Origin of the sequence: Hymenobacter frigidus (genome assembly GCF_014640435.1) — a bacterium.
Taxonomy (GTDB): Bacteria; Bacteroidota; Bacteroidia; order Cytophagales; family Hymenobacteraceae; genus Hymenobacter; species Hymenobacter frigidus.
In genome coordinates, this window is the sequence record NZ_BMGY01000042.1 from 19,567 (window position 1) to 37,617 (window position 18,051).

The window sequence follows — 18,051 nt, forward strand, 5'->3', positions numbered from 1 at the left end:
TTAACTGGTTTGCCCAAGTTAAAAAAGGCCTTTCCCCAGCGGGAAAGGCCTTTTTTTATTGCTTTTACTGGAATAAAAAAAGGCTTTCTCTACCACTAAAGCGAGTACGGCACGAATAAAAAAATACGAGGATTAAAGCCGCAAAAATCGTTAAAAATGGGATTAATTAGGTACTTTTGAGTGTTCAGTACCTAGCGGCCCGTTGGGCTGTTTTATGACTTGATTTAATCCCGCCCTCATGAGCGAAACAACAGCAAAAATTCCCCAGTCGGACTATTCAGCCGACAGCATTCAGGTATTAGAAGGACTTGAGGCCGTGCGCAAGCGGCCCAGCATGTACATCGGCGACACGGGCATGAAAGGCCTGCACCATTTGGTGTGGGAGGTGGTCGATAACTCCATCGACGAAGCGCTGGCCGGGCACTGCGACCTGATTAACGTGACCATCAACGAAGACAATTCGGTGACCGTGCGCGACAACGGCCGCGGCATTCCCGTGGACTGGCACGCCAAGGAAGGCCGCTCGGCTCTGGAAGTGGTGCTGACCGTGCTGCACGCCGGCGGCAAATTCGACAAAGGTTCCTACAAAGTATCGGGGGGCCTGCACGGCGTGGGCGTAAGCTGCGTGAACGCGCTGAGTACCGACCTGAAAGTGACCGTGCGCCGCAATGGCCACAAGTACGAGCAGGAATATAAAATCGGTGTTCCGCAGTACGACGTGAAGCAGGTGGGCGACTCCGACGAGCACGGCACGGAAGTGCAGTTCCTGCCCGATGCCAGCATCTTCACCGAAACCGAATATCGTTACGACACCGTGGCCGGCCGCTTGCGCGACCTGTCCTACCTCAACAAAGGCATCCGCATCACGCTCACCGACCGCCGCGAGAAGCTGGAAGGTGGCGTGTTCCGTGGTGATGAGTTCCACTCGACCGGCGGCCTGCGCGACTTCGTGCAGTACCTCGACGGCGAGCAGCGGCCTTCGCTGCTGGCTGAGCCCATTTACGTGGAAAGCGAGAAAGGCGGCACGCCCGTGGAAGTGGCCCTGCAGTACAATACCTCGTACCAGGAAAACGTCTATTCCTACGTCAACAACATCAATACCATTGAGGGCGGTACGCACGTAGCGGGCTTCCGCTCGGCGGTGACGCGGGTGCTCAAAACCTATGGCGACAAGAACAAGCTGTTTGAAAAAGCCAAGGTAGAGATTACCGGTGACGACTTCCGTGAAGGCCTCACGGCCGTTATTTCGGTGAAGGTGCAGGAGCCGCAGTTCGAGGGCCAGACCAAAACCAAGCTTGGCAACTCCGAGGTGAGCGGCGCGGTGAACTCAGTGGTGGGCGAAATTCTGACCCAGTACCTGGACGAAAACCCCGGCCAGGCCATGCGCATCATGGAAAAGGTGATTCTGGCCGCCAAGGCCCGCATCGCCGCCCGCAAGGCCAAGGACATGGTGCAGCGCAAAGGCGTGCTCTCGAGCAACAGCCTGCCGGGCAAACTGGCTGACTGCTCGGAGTCGGACCCCGAAATCTGCGAGCTGTACCTCGTCGAAGGAGATTCGGCCGGTGGCACGGCCAAGCAGGGGCGCAACCGGGCGTTCCAGGCCATTTTGCCGCTACGCGGTAAAATCCTGAACGTGGAGAAAGCCCAGGAGCACCGCATTCTGGAAAACGAGGAAATTAAGAACATGATTACCGCGCTGGGCGTCACGTTCAACGAGCGTAAGTCGTTGGCCTTCACTACCGATGACGACGGCACCGAGTCGGGGCCGCTCAACTTCAGCAAGCTGCGCTACCACAAGGTCATCATCATGACCGACGCCGACATCGACGGCTCGCACATTCGAACCCTGATTCTGACGTTCTTCTTCCGCTACATGCGCGAGCTGGTGGACCGGGGCATCATTTACATCGCCCTGCCGCCGTTTTATTTGGTGAAGCGCGGCAAAGAGGAGCGGTACTGCTGGACCGAAGAAGAGCGCATGGCCGCCCAGGTGGAACTGGGCCGGGGTAAGCCCGAAACGGTGAACGTGCAGCGCTACAAGGGCCTCGGTGAAATGAACGCCGAGCAGCTTTGGACCACCACCATGCAGCCCAAGACCCGTACCCTGAAGCAGGTAACGGTGGAGTCGGCGGCTGATGCTGACCACTTGTTCTCCATGCTGATGGGCGATGAAGTGGCCCCCCGCCGGGAATTCATCGAACGGAATGCCAAGTACGCGAAACTGGACGTGTAACCAGTGTTTCACGGAAAAGGCCCGCTGCAAAGCGGGCCTTTTCTTTTTCTGGTCTTCTTACTCGAATGAAATACGTTTACTAATTTCCTTGGACTATCGCTACGGGCCGATTGTGGGCGGCGGACTGTTGCGCGTCGGCTGTGTGGTGGAAGTGGCTGGCACTGATGCCTACTCCCAAACCAAGCGCACGCTGGATTGGTGAGGCGCTGACCGCCGCCGGAGCTTCCTTTATCGACGTTGCTCGCACGCGGACAATCATGACCGATATATCTCAGTGGGAAGTGGTGGCGCGCATAGAAGGGTTTGGGGATATTTGACCGGCGACTTCGATGCTAGAAACTAAGGTGTTGTTTGACCCACAAATGTTGGTGGAGATTGAGGCCACGGCCATTATTTCTGCGTAAAGTATTATTCGTAGGGCAGATTTCACGTATTTTGCCCTGCATTCCATTACTAACTATGAAACTGTTCAAGTCCGCCGACCTTATCCGAAAAAGCAAATACATCAGCCGCGACCTGAGTTGGATGCGGTTCAACTACCGGGTGCTTGACCAGGTGCAGGACTCCAGCCGGGGCTTATTTGACAAGCTGAAGTTTCTGGCTATCACCAGCTCTAACCTGGACGAATTCTTCATGATTCGCGTGGGGTCGCTGTATAACTACCTGGATTATGGGAAGGAACGGATTGACTATTCGGGCCTGCGCGAGCTCCCGTTTCGGCGCAAGCTGCTGGACTTTGCGCATCGTTTCGTGAACGACCAAAGCCTGACGTACCTGAACGAGCTGAAGCCCAATTTCGAGAAGAATGGCTTCAATATTCTGAAGATGGCCGACCTCACGGAGCTGGAGGTGAAGAAAGCCGACGGCTACTTTAAAAATACGGTTTTTCCGCTGCTCACGCCGATGATGTACGATTCGTACCACGGCTTCCCGCTGATGATGAATCAAATGCTTATTTTCGGCGTGGTGACGCGGATTGGCAGCAACGGGGCCGTGGGCCTCGATGGCGAAGCCGAAAAAGGGCAGGAGCGGCTCACCTTCGTGCAGATTCCGCAGAACCTGACCCGCTTTTTTGAACTCATCCGCAAAGACAAGGTCATCTTCGTGCCGATTGAGGAAGTGGTGCGCGAGTTTCTCCCGCGCCTGTTCCGCAATGTGGAAATCATCTCGGCCGACTTGTTCCGCATCACCCGCAACGGGGACTTCACGTTGGAAGAATCGGACGATATCGACAACGACTTCATCAAGGAAATTCAGGTAGGCCTGAAAACCCGCAAGCGCGGCCGCGTGGTGCGCGTGGAAGTAGAGCCCAACGCCTCGCCGACGCTGATGGCTGTACTGCGCGAGCGGTGGAATATCGACAACGGCAACGTCTTCGTCATCAATTCCCTGATTGACTTGAAGGGGCTGTGGCAGATTGTGCGCCATGCCAATTTCCGGGGCAAAACGGCCAAACAGCCCGCCACCGTGCCACCGCTCAGTCTGCCGGAAGGTGCCGACGACAACCTGTTTGAGTACCTCAAGCACCACGACGTGCTGCTGCACCACCCCTACAACAGCATCGAACCGATGGTGCGGTTGCTGGAGCAGGCCGCCGTGGACCCGCACGTGCTGGGTATTAAGCAAACGATTTACCGGCTGGCCGACGACTCGCGCGTATCGGCCGCGCTGCTGAAGGCGGCGGAGAACGGCAAGCACGTCTCGGTGCTGTTTGAGGTGAAGGCGCGCTTTGATGAGGAGAAGAATATCCGGGAAGGCGCGCGGCTGGAGAAGGCCGGCTGCTTCGTGATTTACGGCGTGAGCAAGTACAAGACGCACACTAAGCTGCTCATGATTATCCGCAAGGAAGGGGAGAAGGTGACGCGCTACGTGCACATCGGCTCGGGCAACTACAACGAGCAAACGGCCCGTCTCTACACGGACGTGAGCCTGCTGACGACGAACGACACGTACGGCCACGACGTGTCGGAATTCTTCAACGTCATCACCGGGCACTCGCAGCCCGACGACTATGAATACCTCATCACCGCGCCCAAGGACATGCGCCAGCAGCTCATTCACCTCATTCGGGAGGAAGTGAAGCACGCGAAGAAAGGCCAGGCCAGCGGCATCGTGATGAAGATGAATTCCTTGGAAGACAAGGAAATGATTGACGAGTTTTACAAGGCTGCGAAGGCGGGGGTGCCTATTCGGTTTATCGTGCGCGGCATTTGCTGCCTGCGGCCGGGACGGCCGGGCCTGAGCGACAACATCGAAGTGCGCAGCATCGTGGGTGAATACCTGGAGCATACCCGGCTGTTCTATTTCCACAACGGCGGCGATGCCAAGGTCTACGCCGGTTCCGCCGATATCATGGTGCGTTCCTTCGACCGGCGCATTGAAGCGTTGTTTCTGATTGTTAATCCGCAGCTTAAGCGCGAAGCTATTAATATTCTGATGATGAATATGATGGACAATCAGAATAGCTATGTGATGCGCGAGGACGGCGCTTACATTCGGCAGCAACCCGCCCCGGGCGAGCCCGTGGTGAACGTGCACCGCGACTTCTTTAAGCGCGATGAGGCGCAGCTGGCAACCGCCACGCCCGAGGGATTGATGGCCTTGATGGGCGTGCAAGCCCAGCGCCGGCTCGACGTAGCCACGGCCCTGCTGGAGTCGCAGGAAGCTGCCGCCACCGAGGCCGCGGAAGCTGCCGAGACGGACGTGGACGACGCCTTTGGGGAGGGCGAGCAGGAAGAAATCTGCGAAGATGACTCCACACCCGTCGGGCACATTGACGAGGAAGGCGTTGGGGCTGATGCAGTGCCCGAGCAGCCGGTTTCTGCCAGCAAACAGCGGTAGATTTTTCAGCTTGGCGTACCCTGGACCACGCATCAACAAAAAGCCCCGAATCATTCGCGAATCGGGGCTTTTTGTTGATGCGGTTTACTCTATTTCGGCCGGATGGTTTTGCACGTCGGGCACCGGGAGCTTGGCGGGGTGGCCGCCTTCGGCGTTCATCTCGTCGAAGAATTCTTCGAACAGCGCCTGCAGCATGCCGTCTTTCAGGCCGATGTCGGGCACGACCATGGTGTTGATGTTGGCCCACTGCATGGCCGAAAGGTAGATGTGGCCGGCGGGGATGATGACGTCGGCGCGGTCAGGGTTGAGCATGGCCACGTTCACGCGCTCGGTCATGCTCAGGCCGGAGAGGCGGTTGAGGGTGGCCTCGATGCTGCGCCGGGTGATGTGCTTGTCGGGGGCGGCGGCGGTAAGGCTGTAGATTTTGTTGATGTTGCCGCCCGTGCCGATGGCTCGTGTGACGTGGTATTTACGGGCATTCTCCTTCACCCAGGCTTCCATGCGGGCCCAGAGCTCGGTTTGGGCTTCGGTACCGGCTTCGCCGCTTTCCTCCTGCTGCATGCGGCGGATGGAGCCGATTTCGAACGACTGCGCGGCCACCTTGCGGCGGTCGTGGTAGATGTTGAACTCGGTGCTGCCGCCGCCTACGTCGATGTGCAGGTAGTGGCGCTTGTCCTCCAGCACGTGCTCGATGACGCGGTTGATGTAGAAGGCTTCGTCCTCTCCGTCAATGACCTTGATTTCCATGCCCAGCTCCTCGCGCACCCGGGCCGCGATGGCCGCGCCATTGGCCGCCGAGCGCATGGCCGAGGTGGCGCACACGAGGTAATGGGCCACGTCGTGCACTTCCATCAGCAGCCGCAAGGAATGCAGGAACTTGACGAATTTCTCTTCCTTGGCCGGCGAAATTTTGCCGGTGGCAAACACGTCTTCGCCCAAGCGCATGGGGAAGCGCACGTACTCCACGCGCTTGAGGCGGTAGCGTCCCTCGTAATACAATACTGCCGATATCTGGCACCGCACGGCGTTGGACCCAATGTCAATGGCAGCGAGCTTACGGAGGGGAAAATTCATGCAGGAAGCAAAGGTGTATGGCGGCAGGAAGGGCAAAGATAAGGTGATTGCGGCACGGGTTCGACGGGTTTGCACTTTGCACTATGCAGTGCTCTCATTCCAAACATTGAGATGAACAACTGACCCGTCTGGTTGGGACATCAGCAAGGAATGAACGGTTACTTATCAAGCCGGAACCCGATGCCGACCTGAATCAGGTTGCTTTCTGCCGACTTCTGGTAGGAAACGGCCAGGGCCAGGGTTTCAACCACCGGAGAAATGTAGAAGCCGGCCCCGTAGCCGGTGTGCCAGCCGCCGGGCGAAGCGCCTTCGTAGTACACCCGGCCCTGGTCGTAGAATCCGAACACGCCGTAGTAAAACGGCAGGAAGCCGTTCCTGACTTGGCCCAGCGCGAAGCGCAACTCCGTGTTGTAGTACAGGGCAGCGTCGCCGCTGAAGCGGTTGCGGTAGTGACCGCGCAGGCCTTCATTCTGGCCGATGCTGGCGAATTTGTAGAAGGGAATGGCCGCGTCGGGGCCGTAGTTTTTGGCCCCGCCGCCTTTCACGACGAGCGTGATGGGGATGCCAACCCGCACCGTGCCGTAGTATTCGGCGAAGGCTTGGGTGAGGCCAAAAGTGGATTTCTTGGTGCGGGCGCTGTCGAGGTTGGCGCTTAGCTGGGTGTAGCTATCGTGCTGCACCCGGATGCGGACGCCGCGCTGGGCAAAGCTGGGGCGGTTGCGCAGGTCGAGGTCGAACACGCCATTCAGGCCCAGTAGGCGCTGGGGGCTGGTGTTGGGGCGCACGTCCACGGGGCGGGTGTTGACGGTGCCGAGGTAGCTGTTGTCGGCGAAGCTGCTGGTGTAGTTCTCGAACGTGGGACCCACCCGAATGACGCTGCGCTGGAAGAACGTGCGTTCCAAGAAGGCATTGAGGGTGTAGCCCCGGTAGCGGGCGTTGTAGAACTTGTTGTCGTACGCGGTTTGGTCGAAGCCCGTGTTGTTGCCCAGTCCGAAGAAGCGGTAGAAGGGGAAGTAGCTGCCCACGCGGGCCTCGGCACCCACGTCGATTTTGCCGATGGCGTAGCGGTGGCGGGTGCTGGCCGTGAGCTGCAGCAGGCCGTTGGCGCTGCCCTGCACGTCGAACTTGTACATATTCTTGTAGCCGGGCTTGCGGAAACCCTGACGCAGGAACGTGATGCCGGCGCCGACGCCGAATCCGTCGTTGGCATTGTAAAACAGCGAAACGCTGGGGCGGTAGGAGTCGAATTCGAACTGCTCCCGGTCGTACTCGTTCACGCCGGGGCAGGTGCTGGTCCGGTTGTCCGATTCGGAACCCAGCTTCATGTCGGTATCGGGTAGGTCGTAGATTTTGGTGCGGGCGCGCAGGCCGGTGGCCGTGGAGTTGTCGGCGATGCGGTCCTTGCCATCGCCGCCGATGACGCGCACCAGCACACTGCGCTTACCGCCGTCGCCGGTTACGGTAAAAATGTCCCGGCCACCGAGGCCGTACAGGCATACTTCATCAGTTTCGTTGGGCTTGAACGTACGGTCGAATAGGGCTGACCCCTTGGGGTTTTCGGTGTCGCCGGCGCGGTCAAATAGCTGCACACGCACCAAGCCATCGGGGGTGCGGTTCACCAGGAAAACCTCGCCCTTGTTGGAGCCGACCACATCGACGCGCTGGGCCAGCAGCAGGTAATACTCGTCAATAGCTTTGGGTAATTGCTGGATGCGGGACTTCAACTTGCGGTTGATATATTTTGCGGATAAGCGCTGAATTTCAGCGGGTAGCTGCGCCGTGGCTTCGTCGATGACGGCGGGCGTGATTTTGCCTTGCAGGTACCTGGCAGTCTCCTGCCACTGCTCGCGGCTGAGGTTTTGGAGCAGGAATCTATCGAGGTGACGGGCGGGCCAGTTCAGGCTTTTCATGTCCTGAAAATCGGTCTGGAAGCCCTCGATGCTGGGCACCGCCCACTCGCGGTTGGCGAGGGAGGTGAGGAAGCCATTCCAGAGGGTGAAGCTCTGGTCGCGGTCGCGCGGGATGGGGCGGTAGAGCGTGCCGCCATCTTTCTGCTTGTAGCCGGCCCATTTCCAGTTGTCTTCGTGCTTGCCGAAGTCGGCCACCAGCATATCGAAGGCGCGGGCCCGCGCCAGGCCCGGGGCATCCACGCGGTTGTCGTGGTCCTTGTAGAGCTTGCGGAACAGGCCGAAGCTGCGCGTCACCTCATCGGAACCGCCGAAGCCGGGCAGGTTGGGCTTGGGGTCCTTGGGGCTGTCTTCGAGGGTGCCGAGCAAGCCGGCGTACTGCTCACGGTACGCGCCGAGCTGTTGGTTGTCGGGCAGGCGAAACAGGCGGGGCCGGGCGTGCAGGATATCCGTCTGGTCCAGCATATAGCTGATGGGCAGATTCGAATACGGGTTGGCCGTGGCCGTGACATCGCGCAGGATATCAGAGGCGATGGAGTTGCGCAACTCGGGCGGCAGTATTTTGGTTACGTCCTTGTCCACGGAGCGAAAAACGTACTCCGAGCTGTCGGCCGCGATGAGCTTGAGGGAGGTCGTCTGGCGCCCGCCGCCCTTGCCGGTGGGGCGCAGGCCGTCTTTCTCGGTGTTCAAATCCAACGTCTTTACAACTATCGGTTGCAACCACGACGACCGGTAGTTGTCGCCAATAAAGAAGCGCTTGCTGCCGGTGGGTTTGTATTCCGGGCCGGGCACCACAGTGGTCGTGGCCTGGAAAGGGGCATCAGACCTGGCTTCGGCGGCGGTGCGCGTCGCGCCGGGGCAGTTGGTGATGAACGGATTGGCGGGCGCTTTCTGGTCGGCCGCCTCTACGCAGGCCGAGCGGAACAGGGTAGCGGCGAAAGCGTCTTTGGCGGGCTGGTCGTTGCGGCCGAACGTGAATACGTGCGTTTTCACAGTGCCGTCGGCAAAGTATTCCAGTGTGGTGTAGCCTTCCTCGCGTTCGCTGTAAAGCGACGTGCCCTGAACTCCCACGTGCTCACTTTTAGCGAAGCTGCCGCTCACCACATGGTAGTTGCCTTGGAAGGGCGTCACTTGCAGGCTATAATCATGGGCGGCGGCGTAGATGACGCCGGGGTTGCTTTGCAGCGTGTTCAGCAGCTCCTTGCGCAGCTCCTGGTAGCGTGGGTTGGCGAGGTCGCGCGGGGTACCCACGTTCTGGCGGTAGGCCGCGTAGATGGTGCCGAGCACCGGCGGGCTTAGGTGGCGCGAAAGGGGCTGCGGGCCGCCGTACACGCCATTGCTGACAACCGGGTGGTGGCCCAGCACCAGCACGTTTTTGTTCTTTGTTTCGTCAATCAGGTCCTGCAGCTGCTCCCGAAATTCCTCCTTGGTGAGGGTCTTGCAATCGGTGTCGGGTGCTTCGGGGCGGTCGAAGGGATGGGTGAACCACGGCGTGTTGATGGCGACCAAGCGCACCAGCGGGGCCACGTCCACTACTTCGGGGCCGGGGCAGCCGTTGGTCGGGATAAAGGCGTTCTGGCCGGGCAGCTGCTTCTCGATGTACTTCTCGAGGCGGCGCACGGCCTTGAGGCCGTCGGGGCCGGAGTTGGCCCAATCTTTATCGCCGGGCAGGAAGTAGATTTTGCCCTGCGGCAGGCCGCGTACCAGCGCTATCAGCGCATCGGCGCGGGTGCGCTCGGTCTGGGCAATCGCAGTGTCGCCTTTAGCCATCAGGCCGGTATTGCCCACGATATCGCCCAGGTGCACCACGGTGAAGGGGCCGGTTTGCTGTTCCAGCGTTTGGCGCAGCAGCTTCAGGCGGGCGGGTGGCAAATCGGTCTGGGCAGTATTGCCCAGCAAAAAAACGGTGTGAGCAGGAGGAGTGGTTTGGGCAGCCAGCGTATCAGTGGTAAGCCCGAGCGCCGCCAGCGCAGAAAGAAATAGTGGGCGCATAGAGAATGTGTGTGCGCTGACTTACGCAGAAAGTAGCATAAGGTAGCAGATGAGCGGGTTTCTGCTGGCTAATAGGTGCTCCGGGCTGGTGCCCGACGCCCAGCGAGGCGTTGCCACCACAGCGCCGCCACGCACGGCAGCCCTACCCAGCGGGCCTCACTGGCCAGTACCCGCAGCCCGCGCCCGTCAAAAAATGCCTTGATGCCAGTGGGCGAAACCCTAATGGGGCGCAGGCCAAAAAAGTAGCGTTTTAAGTCCCAGGGGCTAAAGAAGGCTACGCCCAGGCCGCCGGTAGTTATGGCGTCGAGTAGGCCGTGCGAAGCAGTGGCCAGGAAAAGCAGCAGGGCCAGCCGACCGGCCGGGGGGCGCCTCTTCAGAATTGCCAGCTGGGCGAGGGCGGTGCCCACAGCGGCTACTACGGCGGCGGCCAGCAGCGAATGCGTCAGCCCACGGTGGCCCCATATGCTGTCATACGGCACGCCCAGGCGGTAGCCGAGAGCGTCCACACCGGGCAGGGCCGCGCAGCAGGCGGCCGCTACCCAGCAGGGCCAGTAGCGACGGTTGGGGAGCAGGAGCTTGCCGAGGGTTGCTCCCAGCGCGGCGTGGCCGAATGCGGAAGCCATAACAGGAGGTGATGGAAGGGGCGGGCTAAACGAGGTGGCTGGGGCCCAGGCCTGCGCTAAGATGCGGACGCAAAGACGCGGCCATGCTTTTCTGCCCAGGGTAGGGAAGCTACTGCCTGTGTTGCCAGGGGTTTCACCAGCGGCGAATGATGCCGCACCGTTCAAGCAGGGACAGCCCAACAATTATCGCCACCACAATAAGTGCCTTGGGCCAGAACTCGCGCCAAAAACCGCGGCCGGGAGCAGGGGGCACCGACTTAAGAGTCGCTGAGCACCATGTGGTGCACCGGTAGCACCACAAATTCGGGGTGGTGGCGCAGGTCGTCGTGGTTGCCGAGGGCCCAGTCGAAGGCGGCCTGCTCCGTTGCGAAGCTGTCCGGGGCCTCTGGCACGGGCTTGAGCACCATGTTGTGCGTGTGGGAAGCCAGGTCGTTTTCGTGCCGCAGGCCGAGCAGGGTGTATTTGGTGATAATCTTGTACATGCCGCGAAGGTAGAAGCTGGGGGGGGATTTGGGGAAGGCGCGATGATAATATGTAAGCCGGTTGTGCTAAAAAAGCCCGTCATGCCGAGCGCAGCCGAGGCCTCTCGCGGGCAATAGTAAACCTGGCCAATTGGCATACTACTCCGAGCGAGATGCCTCGGCTGCGCTCGGCATGACAGGCTTTATTCTGATTACCAACCCAGTTACCCGGCTAGCTCCCGCAGCACCTTGACTACGCCGGTGCTGGCGGGCTCCACCACGTAGCGCACGCCACGCCGGCCGGCTTCGGGCTGGTGCGGGTCGATGACGAAGACGGGGCAGGTGGCGGGGGCGTAGTGCAGCAGGCCCGCGGCCGGGTAGACTTGCAGCGAAGTGCCCACGATGAGCAGGGCATCGGCGGTGGCCACGGTTTCGGCGGCGTCTTCGATGGCGGGTACCATCTCGCCGAACCACACGATGTGGGGACGCAGCTGGGCGCCATCGGGGGCGAGGTCGCCGACGTTGATATCACCGGGGCAGTCGTAGGCGGTGGTTTCGTCGGCCACGGAGCGCATCTGGTTCAGCATGCCGTGCAGGTGCAGCACGGTGGTGGAGCCTGCGCGCTCGTGCAGGTCGTCCACGTTCTGGGTGATGATGCTGACGCGCCAGCCGGGCTGCTCCTCGAAGCCGGCCAGGGCCAGGTGGGCGGCGTTGGGCTGCACGGTGCGGGCCTGGGCGCGGCGCTGGTTGTAGAAATCGAGCACCAGCGCGGGGTTGCGGGCAAAGCCTTTGGGCGAGGCCACGTCTTCCACGCGGTGGTCTTCCCACAGGCCGTTGGTGTCACGGAAGGTGCGGATGCCGGACTCGGCCGAGACGCCGGCCCCGGTGAGGACAACGAGGTGTTTCATGGGTGGGGAGAAGTGAGTAATAAGTAGTGGGTAGAAAGATAAGAACGTCATGCCGAGCGCCGCCGAGGCATCTCGCAGGCAATAGTAAATCCGGTCGATTGGATTACTGCTGCCCGCGAGATGCCTCGGCGGCGCTCGGCATTACGTTTTGAGAAAATCTCTTCAGCCCGATTAGTGGTTAATCGGGCATTCAATCAGCAGGAAGCGCGTGTCGGCGGCGGTTTCGATGCTCACATTATCCGTCTCCCAGATGCCGAGGCTGTCGCGGGGGCCTACCGCCTGGCCGGCCACTGCCACGGAGCCGCTGATGACGAATAGAAACAGCAGCTTATTTAGCGGCTTGAAGGTGTAGTCCACTGTTTGGGCCTCGGTGTAGTAGCCGAGGGAGAGCTTGGCGTTCTGGTTAATCCAGCAGTGGGCCTGGCCTTCTTCGTTGCTCACGACGGTGGTCAGCTGGTTCGCTCGCTTGGCTTCCGGGAACTGGCGGCGCTGGTAGCGCGGGCCCACGTTCTGGAGCTTGGGTTCAATCCAGATTTGCAGAAAATTCACGTCGGTATCGCCCACGTTGTGCTCCTCGTGGCGCAGGCCCGTGCCGGCGCTCATGATTTGCACCCAGTCCTGGTGCACCACTTCGGTGTAGCCGAGGGTGTCCTTGTGGTTCATGCTGCCGGCCAGCATCACCGAAATGATTTCCATGTTGGCGTGGCCGTGGATGCCGAAGCCGCCGCCCGGCTGCACCACGTCGTCGTTGAAGACGCGGAGCAGGCCGAAGCCGCTGCGCTCGGGGTCGGGGTAGGGGCCGAAGCTAAGCGAGAGGTAGCTTTTCAGCCAGCCGATGTCTTTGAGGCCGCGGTCGGCGGCGCGGGTGAGGCGGGTTTTCATGCGTTCAAAACTTAAAATTCCATGGGTACTTCCATCAGCAGCAGCTCGGCGTTGCTGTCGGCGCTGATGGCCAGCTTATCGGTTTCCCAGATGCCGAAGCCGTCGCGGCGGTGCAGGGCCTGGCCGTTGATGGTCACATCACCTTCCAGCACGAAAGCGTAGACGCCGTTGCCGGATTTTTTGATGGTGTAGTCGGTGGCGAAGCCCTGGTCTAGGTTGCCGATATGGAACCAGGCATCCTGCTGGATATGCGGGTTGGTACCGTCGCCGCCGGGCGATACTACTTGCAGCAGCTGGTTGTGGCGAGCCTCCGGGGCGAAGGTTTGCTGGCCGTAGTTGGGCTGGACGCCGCGCTTATTCGGGAACACCCAGATTTGCAGGAATTTCACTTCCTGCTGGTGGTTGTGGTTTTTCTCGGAGTGAGCCACGCCGGTACCGGCGCTCATCACTTGGACATCATTTTGGCGGATAACGGTTTTGTTGCCCATCGAGTCCTGGTGCTCCAGGTCGCCGGAGAGCGGGATGGAGATAATCTCCATGTTGTCGTGCGGGTGCTTGCTGAAGCCCATACCGCCGGATACGGAGTCGTCGTTCAACACGCGCAACGCGCCGAAATGCATGCGCTCGGCGTTATTGTACCCGGCGAAGCTGAACGTATGAAAAGAATTGAGCCAGCCATGATTGGCGTGGCCACGGGTATTGGCGAGGTGCAGAACGGTGTTGGCCATAATGAAAGCAGCGACGGAGGTGAATGACTAATACAAATGTATGTACATTTAATGTCTATACATTGCTTAGGCCAAAATTGTTTCGCCGTCGTTGTTCCCAACTGACTGCCGCACTCAAAACTGCGCCAGCTCATCCGGGGCAAAGGACCACTCCGGGGTACCCACAATACTGGCCTCCGCATCGACCCGAAACCACGGGCTGGCATTCCAGTCGGGGCGCAAAACGTGAATATCCTGGGCTGGCATATAGCTCTGAGCCAGCAGCATAAATTTTTCGTGCGTTGCGGGGTTCTCCACCACATCCACCACCAACACGGCGTGGCCGGGCGCGCCGCCGTGGATGAGGACCTGCCCGGGCTGCACTGCCGCCAGCGGCACGGGCCGCAGTTCCCGGCTCAGCGACAACGTGCCCGCGTAGCCGAACGTGGGAACGAGGTAGCGGGCCAGGGCCGCATGAGTGGGGGCTTCGGCCGGCCGGCTGGCGGGTGTTACGTCCTCGCCGCGCACCTTGAAAGTTTTGCCGGCCACGTAGTCGGAAAACCAGAAGTCGTAGCCCGTGGTGAGATGAAAATGCACCTTATTGGGGTCGTGGCTGAACAGGTACTCGGCCCGCAGCCGAATAATGGCATCAGCGCACTGCTGCAAATCCTGGGTGCCCGCGTCGATGTCGACCACGGCGGCCACCACCTCGGCCCGGGCTTTGGGCGTGCCGTTGTAGAGGCGGGCTTTGCTGCCGGCGGGCCGCAGCGGGAGGTAGCGCAGCCACTCGCCCCAGGAGCCCGCCGCCACCGCCACGCGCCGGCAGCCGGCCGGTGCCGGAAAGCGGGCCGCTAACGACTGCCCAACCGGCCCCGGCTGCGTCAGCCAAGGGTAGGAGAGGCCACCGGGCTGCACCACCGCCCGCCGTGGTTGGGCCTGGACTTGAGCTGCCGGTGTGCCAGCCGGGCAACCCATCAGCAGGCTCAGTGCCGCCAGCGGTAGAAGTAATCGAACGTTATTCATAGAACCCGGGCGCAAAAAAGAGCCCGCGGGGCGCGGGCTCTTTCGGTGGTTCTAACGCGGGTAACGGCTGCTTATTTTACCTTGGCAGTCGGCTTCTTGGCCGCAGCCTTCTTGGTAACGGGCTTCTTGGCGGCCGTGGCTTTTTTGGCGGCTGGTTTTTTGGCCGCAGGAGCTTTCTTGGCGGGCTTGTCCGTGTCTTTTTCCTCTTTGGCAGGGGCGGCTTTTTTACCGAAGCGGCCGCCTTTGGCGGGCTTATCGGGCGTGGCATCGGCCAGCTCCTGGCAGCGCTCCAGCGTTAGCTCGGTGGGCTCCTCGCCCTTGGGAATCTTCACGTTCTTCTTGCCCGCCACGATGTACGGGCCGAAGCGGCCGTTCAGCACCTGAATATCGGGGTTCTCGGGGAAGGCCTTGATGAGGCGCTCCGCGTCGGTTTTGCGCTTCAACTCAATGAGCGTCACGCCTTCTTCGGCAGTGATGGTGTGCGGGTCCTGCTCCTTGGTGAGGGAGAAAAACTTGCTGTCGTGGCGGATGTACGGACCGAAACGACCCAGCGCCGCCGTCATGTCCTTCTCCTCAAACTGGCCCACGATGCGCGGTAGCTTGAATAGCTCCAGCGCATCCTCCAGCGTAATGCTCTCGATGAACTGGCCCTTGCGCAGGTTGGCGTAGGCGGGCTTGGTTTCGCCATCGGTGTCGCCCAGTGCCACGTAGGGGCCGTATTTGCCCAGGCGGGCCGAAATGCGCTCGCCCGTTTCGGGGTGCACGCCCAGCTCACGGGTGCCGCCCAAGGTGTTGCGGTCAATGTCCTGGCCGGCCTCAATGGTCGCGTGGAACTTGCCGTAGAAGCCGGTCAGCATCTTCGTCCAGTCCTCGTGGCCGTTGGCAATCTGGTCAAACTCGTCCTCCACCCTGGCCGTGAACTGGTAGTCCACAATCACGGGGAAGTGGGCCACCAAAAAGTCGTTCACCACCATGGCCGTATCGGTCGGGAACAGCTTGGCTTTTTCGGCCCCGTAGTTCTCCGTCTTGACTTCGGTTTGCACGGTACGGTCATCCAGCGTCAGCACGTGAAACTTGCGCTCCTTGCCTTCGCGGGTATCTTTTTCCACGTAGCCGCGTTTCTGCACCGTGCTGATGGTGGGGGCGTAAGTCGAAGGGCGGCCGATGCCCATTTCCTCCAGCTTTTTCACCAGCGAAGCCTCGGTGTAGCGGGCCGGGGGCGACGAAAACCGCTCCGTGGCGCTCAGGCGCTGCAAGGGCAGGTTCTGGCTCACGGTGAGCGGCGGCAGGCCGCGCGAAAAGCTCGATTCGGTGTCTTTGGCGTCGTCCTCATCCTCGTCGTCCTTGCTCTCGGCATACACTTTCAGGAAGCCTTCGAAGGTGATAACCTCACCAGTCGCCGTGAGCGTGGTGCCCGGCTGCGTGCTGATGCCGATTACGGCCGTGGTGCGCTCAATAACGGCCTCGGACATCTGCGAAGCCATGGCCCGCTTCCGGATAAGGTCGTACAGCCGCTGCTCCGACGCATCGGAGCCCGCCTTCATGGTGCTGAAATCGGTGGGGCGAATGGCTTCGTGCGCCTCCTGTGCCGAAGCCGACTTGGTTTTGAACGTGCGGGTGTGGTGGTATTCAGCACCATAAGCGGCCGTGATGGTCGCCTGCGCCCCCGCCAGGGCCTCGCCCGACAGGTTCACCGAGTCCGTCCGCATGTAGCTGATTTTACCCGCTTCGTACAGCTTCTGGGCCACGCTCATGGTTTGGGCCACCGAGAAGCCCAGCTTGCGCGAAGCCTCCTGCTGCAGCGTAGACGTCGTGAACGGCGCGGCCGGGCTGCGCTTGCCGGGCTTTTTATCGAGGCTCTCAATCTGATAAGTTGCGCCTACGCAACGCTCCAGAAAAGCCTCGGCTTCGGCCCGTACCTTATACCGAGTGGGCAGCTCCGCTTCCAGCACCGCGCCACGGCCGGCATCGAAGCGGGCCACGATGCGGTAGGCGCTGGCCGAGAGGTGGTGGGCCACTTCGCGCTCCCGCTCCACCACCAGGCGCACGGCCACGCTCTGCACGCGGCCGGCCGACAGGCCCGGCTTCACTTTTTTCCAGAGTATCGGGCTGAGCTCGAAGCCCACGAGGCGGTCGAGCACGCGGCGGGCCTGTTGGGCATTCACCAGGTCCTGGTTCACCGTACGCGGCGCGGCGATGGCGGCCAGGATGGCGTTTTTGGTGATTTCGCGGAAAACGATGCGGCGCGTCTTGGCTGCGGGCAGGTTCAGGGTTTCGGCCAGGTGCCACGAAATAGCTTCCCCTTCGCGGTCATCGTCACTCGCTAGCCAGACGGTTTCGGCTTCCTTCGAAAGTTTTTTCAGCTGCGCAATCAGCTCGCGCTTATCGGCCGAAACCACGTAGGTGGGCTTGAAACCGTTGGCAATATCAATGGCGTTGTTGTCTTTCGGCAAGTCGCGTACGTGGCCGTAGCTGGAGCGCACCACGAAATCCTGGCCGAGGTAGCCTTCAATAGTTTTGGCCTTGGCCGGCGATTCGACGATAACTAAATTCTTGACCATGTGGGCGGGTAAGGGATGACAGCAGGCAGGAAGAGCTCGGGGTGAATGAAACGGCCAGCTGTCGCGAAATGTTAAAATTGGCCGCAAAGATGCCGGATTATTCCCAGCGGGCGCGCATCGAGCCAGAATTTCAGCCGCCGGGTGCCCTCCCAATACGGCTGGGGCCTGGCGTAGTTCATTGGCTTGACTTGGGCAGATACCTTTGCTTATTCCCGCCCAACCTCCGTACTTCGCCTTTCGTTTGATTGCTTCTTCTCCGTTTGAATTCTATATCTATTATGGCTTCCCCCAAGACTCCGCAAACCAAGACAGGTAAGGTCCTCGCGGTGGATAATGTGGACGATTCGACCACTGGTTCGAGCGACTTCGGGGCCATTTCGACCCTTGACGTTGTCCGGACCAACAACGACCTGACCCGTAAAAAAGGCGGTTCGCGTGGTTCCGTCGACACCCAGGACCCCGGCTACGTCAACGACCAGCTCAACCGGGTGCTCTTCGCGCTCGACGCCTTTAAAAAAGGTGACGTGTCGGTGCGCCTCACTAAGCAGAACGACGACATTTTTGCCGAAATCGCCGAAGCCTACAATTCCATGGTGGAAATGATTGGCGGGGTAGGAGGCGAAGTATCGCGCATTTCGAAAGTGGCGGGGGTGGAGGGTAACCTCAAGGCTCGGGCCTCGGCCGAAGGAGCCGCCGGCTTCTGGCGCGACATGGTTAATAATATCAACGGTTTGGTGGACTCCATCGCCGTGCCGGTATTGGAAGTAGGCAAAGAGCCTGTTTAGGGTTTCTCATCAGGGGGTATTTTACGCAGCAAAAGGACCGCAAAAGCCAGAAAA

Annotated in this window: 12 protein-coding genes; 3 read left to right on the forward strand and 9 right to left on the reverse strand. The window is 60.5% G+C overall.

The window, feature by feature from the left end:
- Nucleotides 1-238 precede the first annotated feature (238 nt).
- The gene (gene gyrB, locus IEW17_RS16940; protein WP_188563247.1) at nucleotides 239-2,233 is read left to right on the forward strand and encodes a DNA topoisomerase (ATP-hydrolyzing) subunit B; all 1,995 of its coding nucleotides are present in this window, start codon (nucleotides 239-241) and stop codon (nucleotides 2,231-2,233) included.
- A gap of 459 nt (nucleotides 2,234-2,692) precedes the next feature.
- A complete protein-coding gene (gene ppk1 / locus IEW17_RS16945) occupies nucleotides 2,693-5,074 on the forward strand; it encodes a polyphosphate kinase 1 (protein ID WP_229749081.1) in 2,382 nt (793 codons plus the stop codon).
- A gap of 84 nt (nucleotides 5,075-5,158) precedes the next feature.
- Here ppk1 and IEW17_RS16950 read toward each other — a convergent pair whose 3' ends face one another.
- From IEW17_RS16950 to topA, 9 genes are all read right to left on the reverse strand, one after another.
- Nucleotides 5,159-6,148 (reverse strand): Ppx/GppA phosphatase family protein, encoded by a 990-nt coding sequence (locus IEW17_RS16950; protein WP_188563248.1) that lies wholly within the window; start codon nucleotides 6,146-6,148, stop codon nucleotides 5,159-5,161.
- A gap of 158 nt (nucleotides 6,149-6,306) precedes the next feature.
- Entirely contained in the window at nucleotides 6,307-10,047 is a 3,741-nt protein-coding gene (locus tag IEW17_RS16955) for a BamA/TamA family outer membrane protein (RefSeq protein WP_188563249.1), read from the reverse strand.
- Between the two features lie 68 nt (nucleotides 10,048-10,115).
- Nucleotides 10,116-10,670 (reverse strand): metal-dependent hydrolase, encoded by a 555-nt coding sequence (locus IEW17_RS16960; RefSeq protein ID WP_188563250.1) that lies wholly within the window; start codon nucleotides 10,668-10,670, stop codon nucleotides 10,116-10,118.
- A gap of 257 nt (nucleotides 10,671-10,927) precedes the next feature.
- Complete coding sequence (locus IEW17_RS16965; protein WP_188563251.1) at nucleotides 10,928-11,152, reverse strand: hypothetical protein; 225 nt, start codon at nucleotides 11,150-11,152, stop codon at nucleotides 10,928-10,930.
- Nucleotides 11,153-11,355: 203 nt separating this feature from the next.
- Entirely contained in the window at nucleotides 11,356-12,039 is a 684-nt protein-coding gene (locus IEW17_RS16970) for an SIR2 family NAD-dependent protein deacylase (protein WP_188563252.1), read from the reverse strand.
- A gap of 171 nt (nucleotides 12,040-12,210) precedes the next feature.
- Nucleotides 12,211-12,921 carry a pirin family protein gene (locus tag IEW17_RS16975; protein ID WP_188563253.1) on the reverse strand — a complete coding sequence of 237 codons (711 nt, stop codon included), beginning with the start codon at nucleotides 12,919-12,921 and terminating at the stop codon, nucleotides 12,211-12,213.
- An 11-nt stretch (nucleotides 12,922-12,932) separates the two neighbouring features.
- A complete protein-coding gene (locus IEW17_RS16980; protein WP_188563254.1) occupies nucleotides 12,933-13,649 on the reverse strand; it encodes a pirin family protein in 717 nt (238 codons plus the stop codon).
- A 114-nt stretch (nucleotides 13,650-13,763) separates the two neighbouring features.
- A complete protein-coding gene (locus IEW17_RS16985) occupies nucleotides 13,764-14,651 on the reverse strand; it encodes a DUF4846 domain-containing protein (RefSeq protein ID WP_188563255.1) in 888 nt (295 codons plus the stop codon).
- Nucleotides 14,652-14,722: 71 nt separating this feature from the next.
- On the reverse strand, nucleotides 14,723-17,212 hold the full coding sequence (gene topA, locus IEW17_RS16990) for a type I DNA topoisomerase (RefSeq protein WP_188563256.1): 2,490 nt from the start codon (nucleotides 17,210-17,212) through the stop codon (nucleotides 14,723-14,725).
- Nucleotides 17,213-17,490: 278 nt separating this feature from the next.
- Between topA and IEW17_RS16995 the strand changes: the two genes are divergently transcribed.
- A complete protein-coding gene (locus tag IEW17_RS16995; protein WP_229749082.1) occupies nucleotides 17,491-17,997 on the forward strand; it encodes a hypothetical protein in 507 nt (168 codons plus the stop codon).
- Nucleotides 17,998-18,051 lie beyond the last annotated feature (54 nt).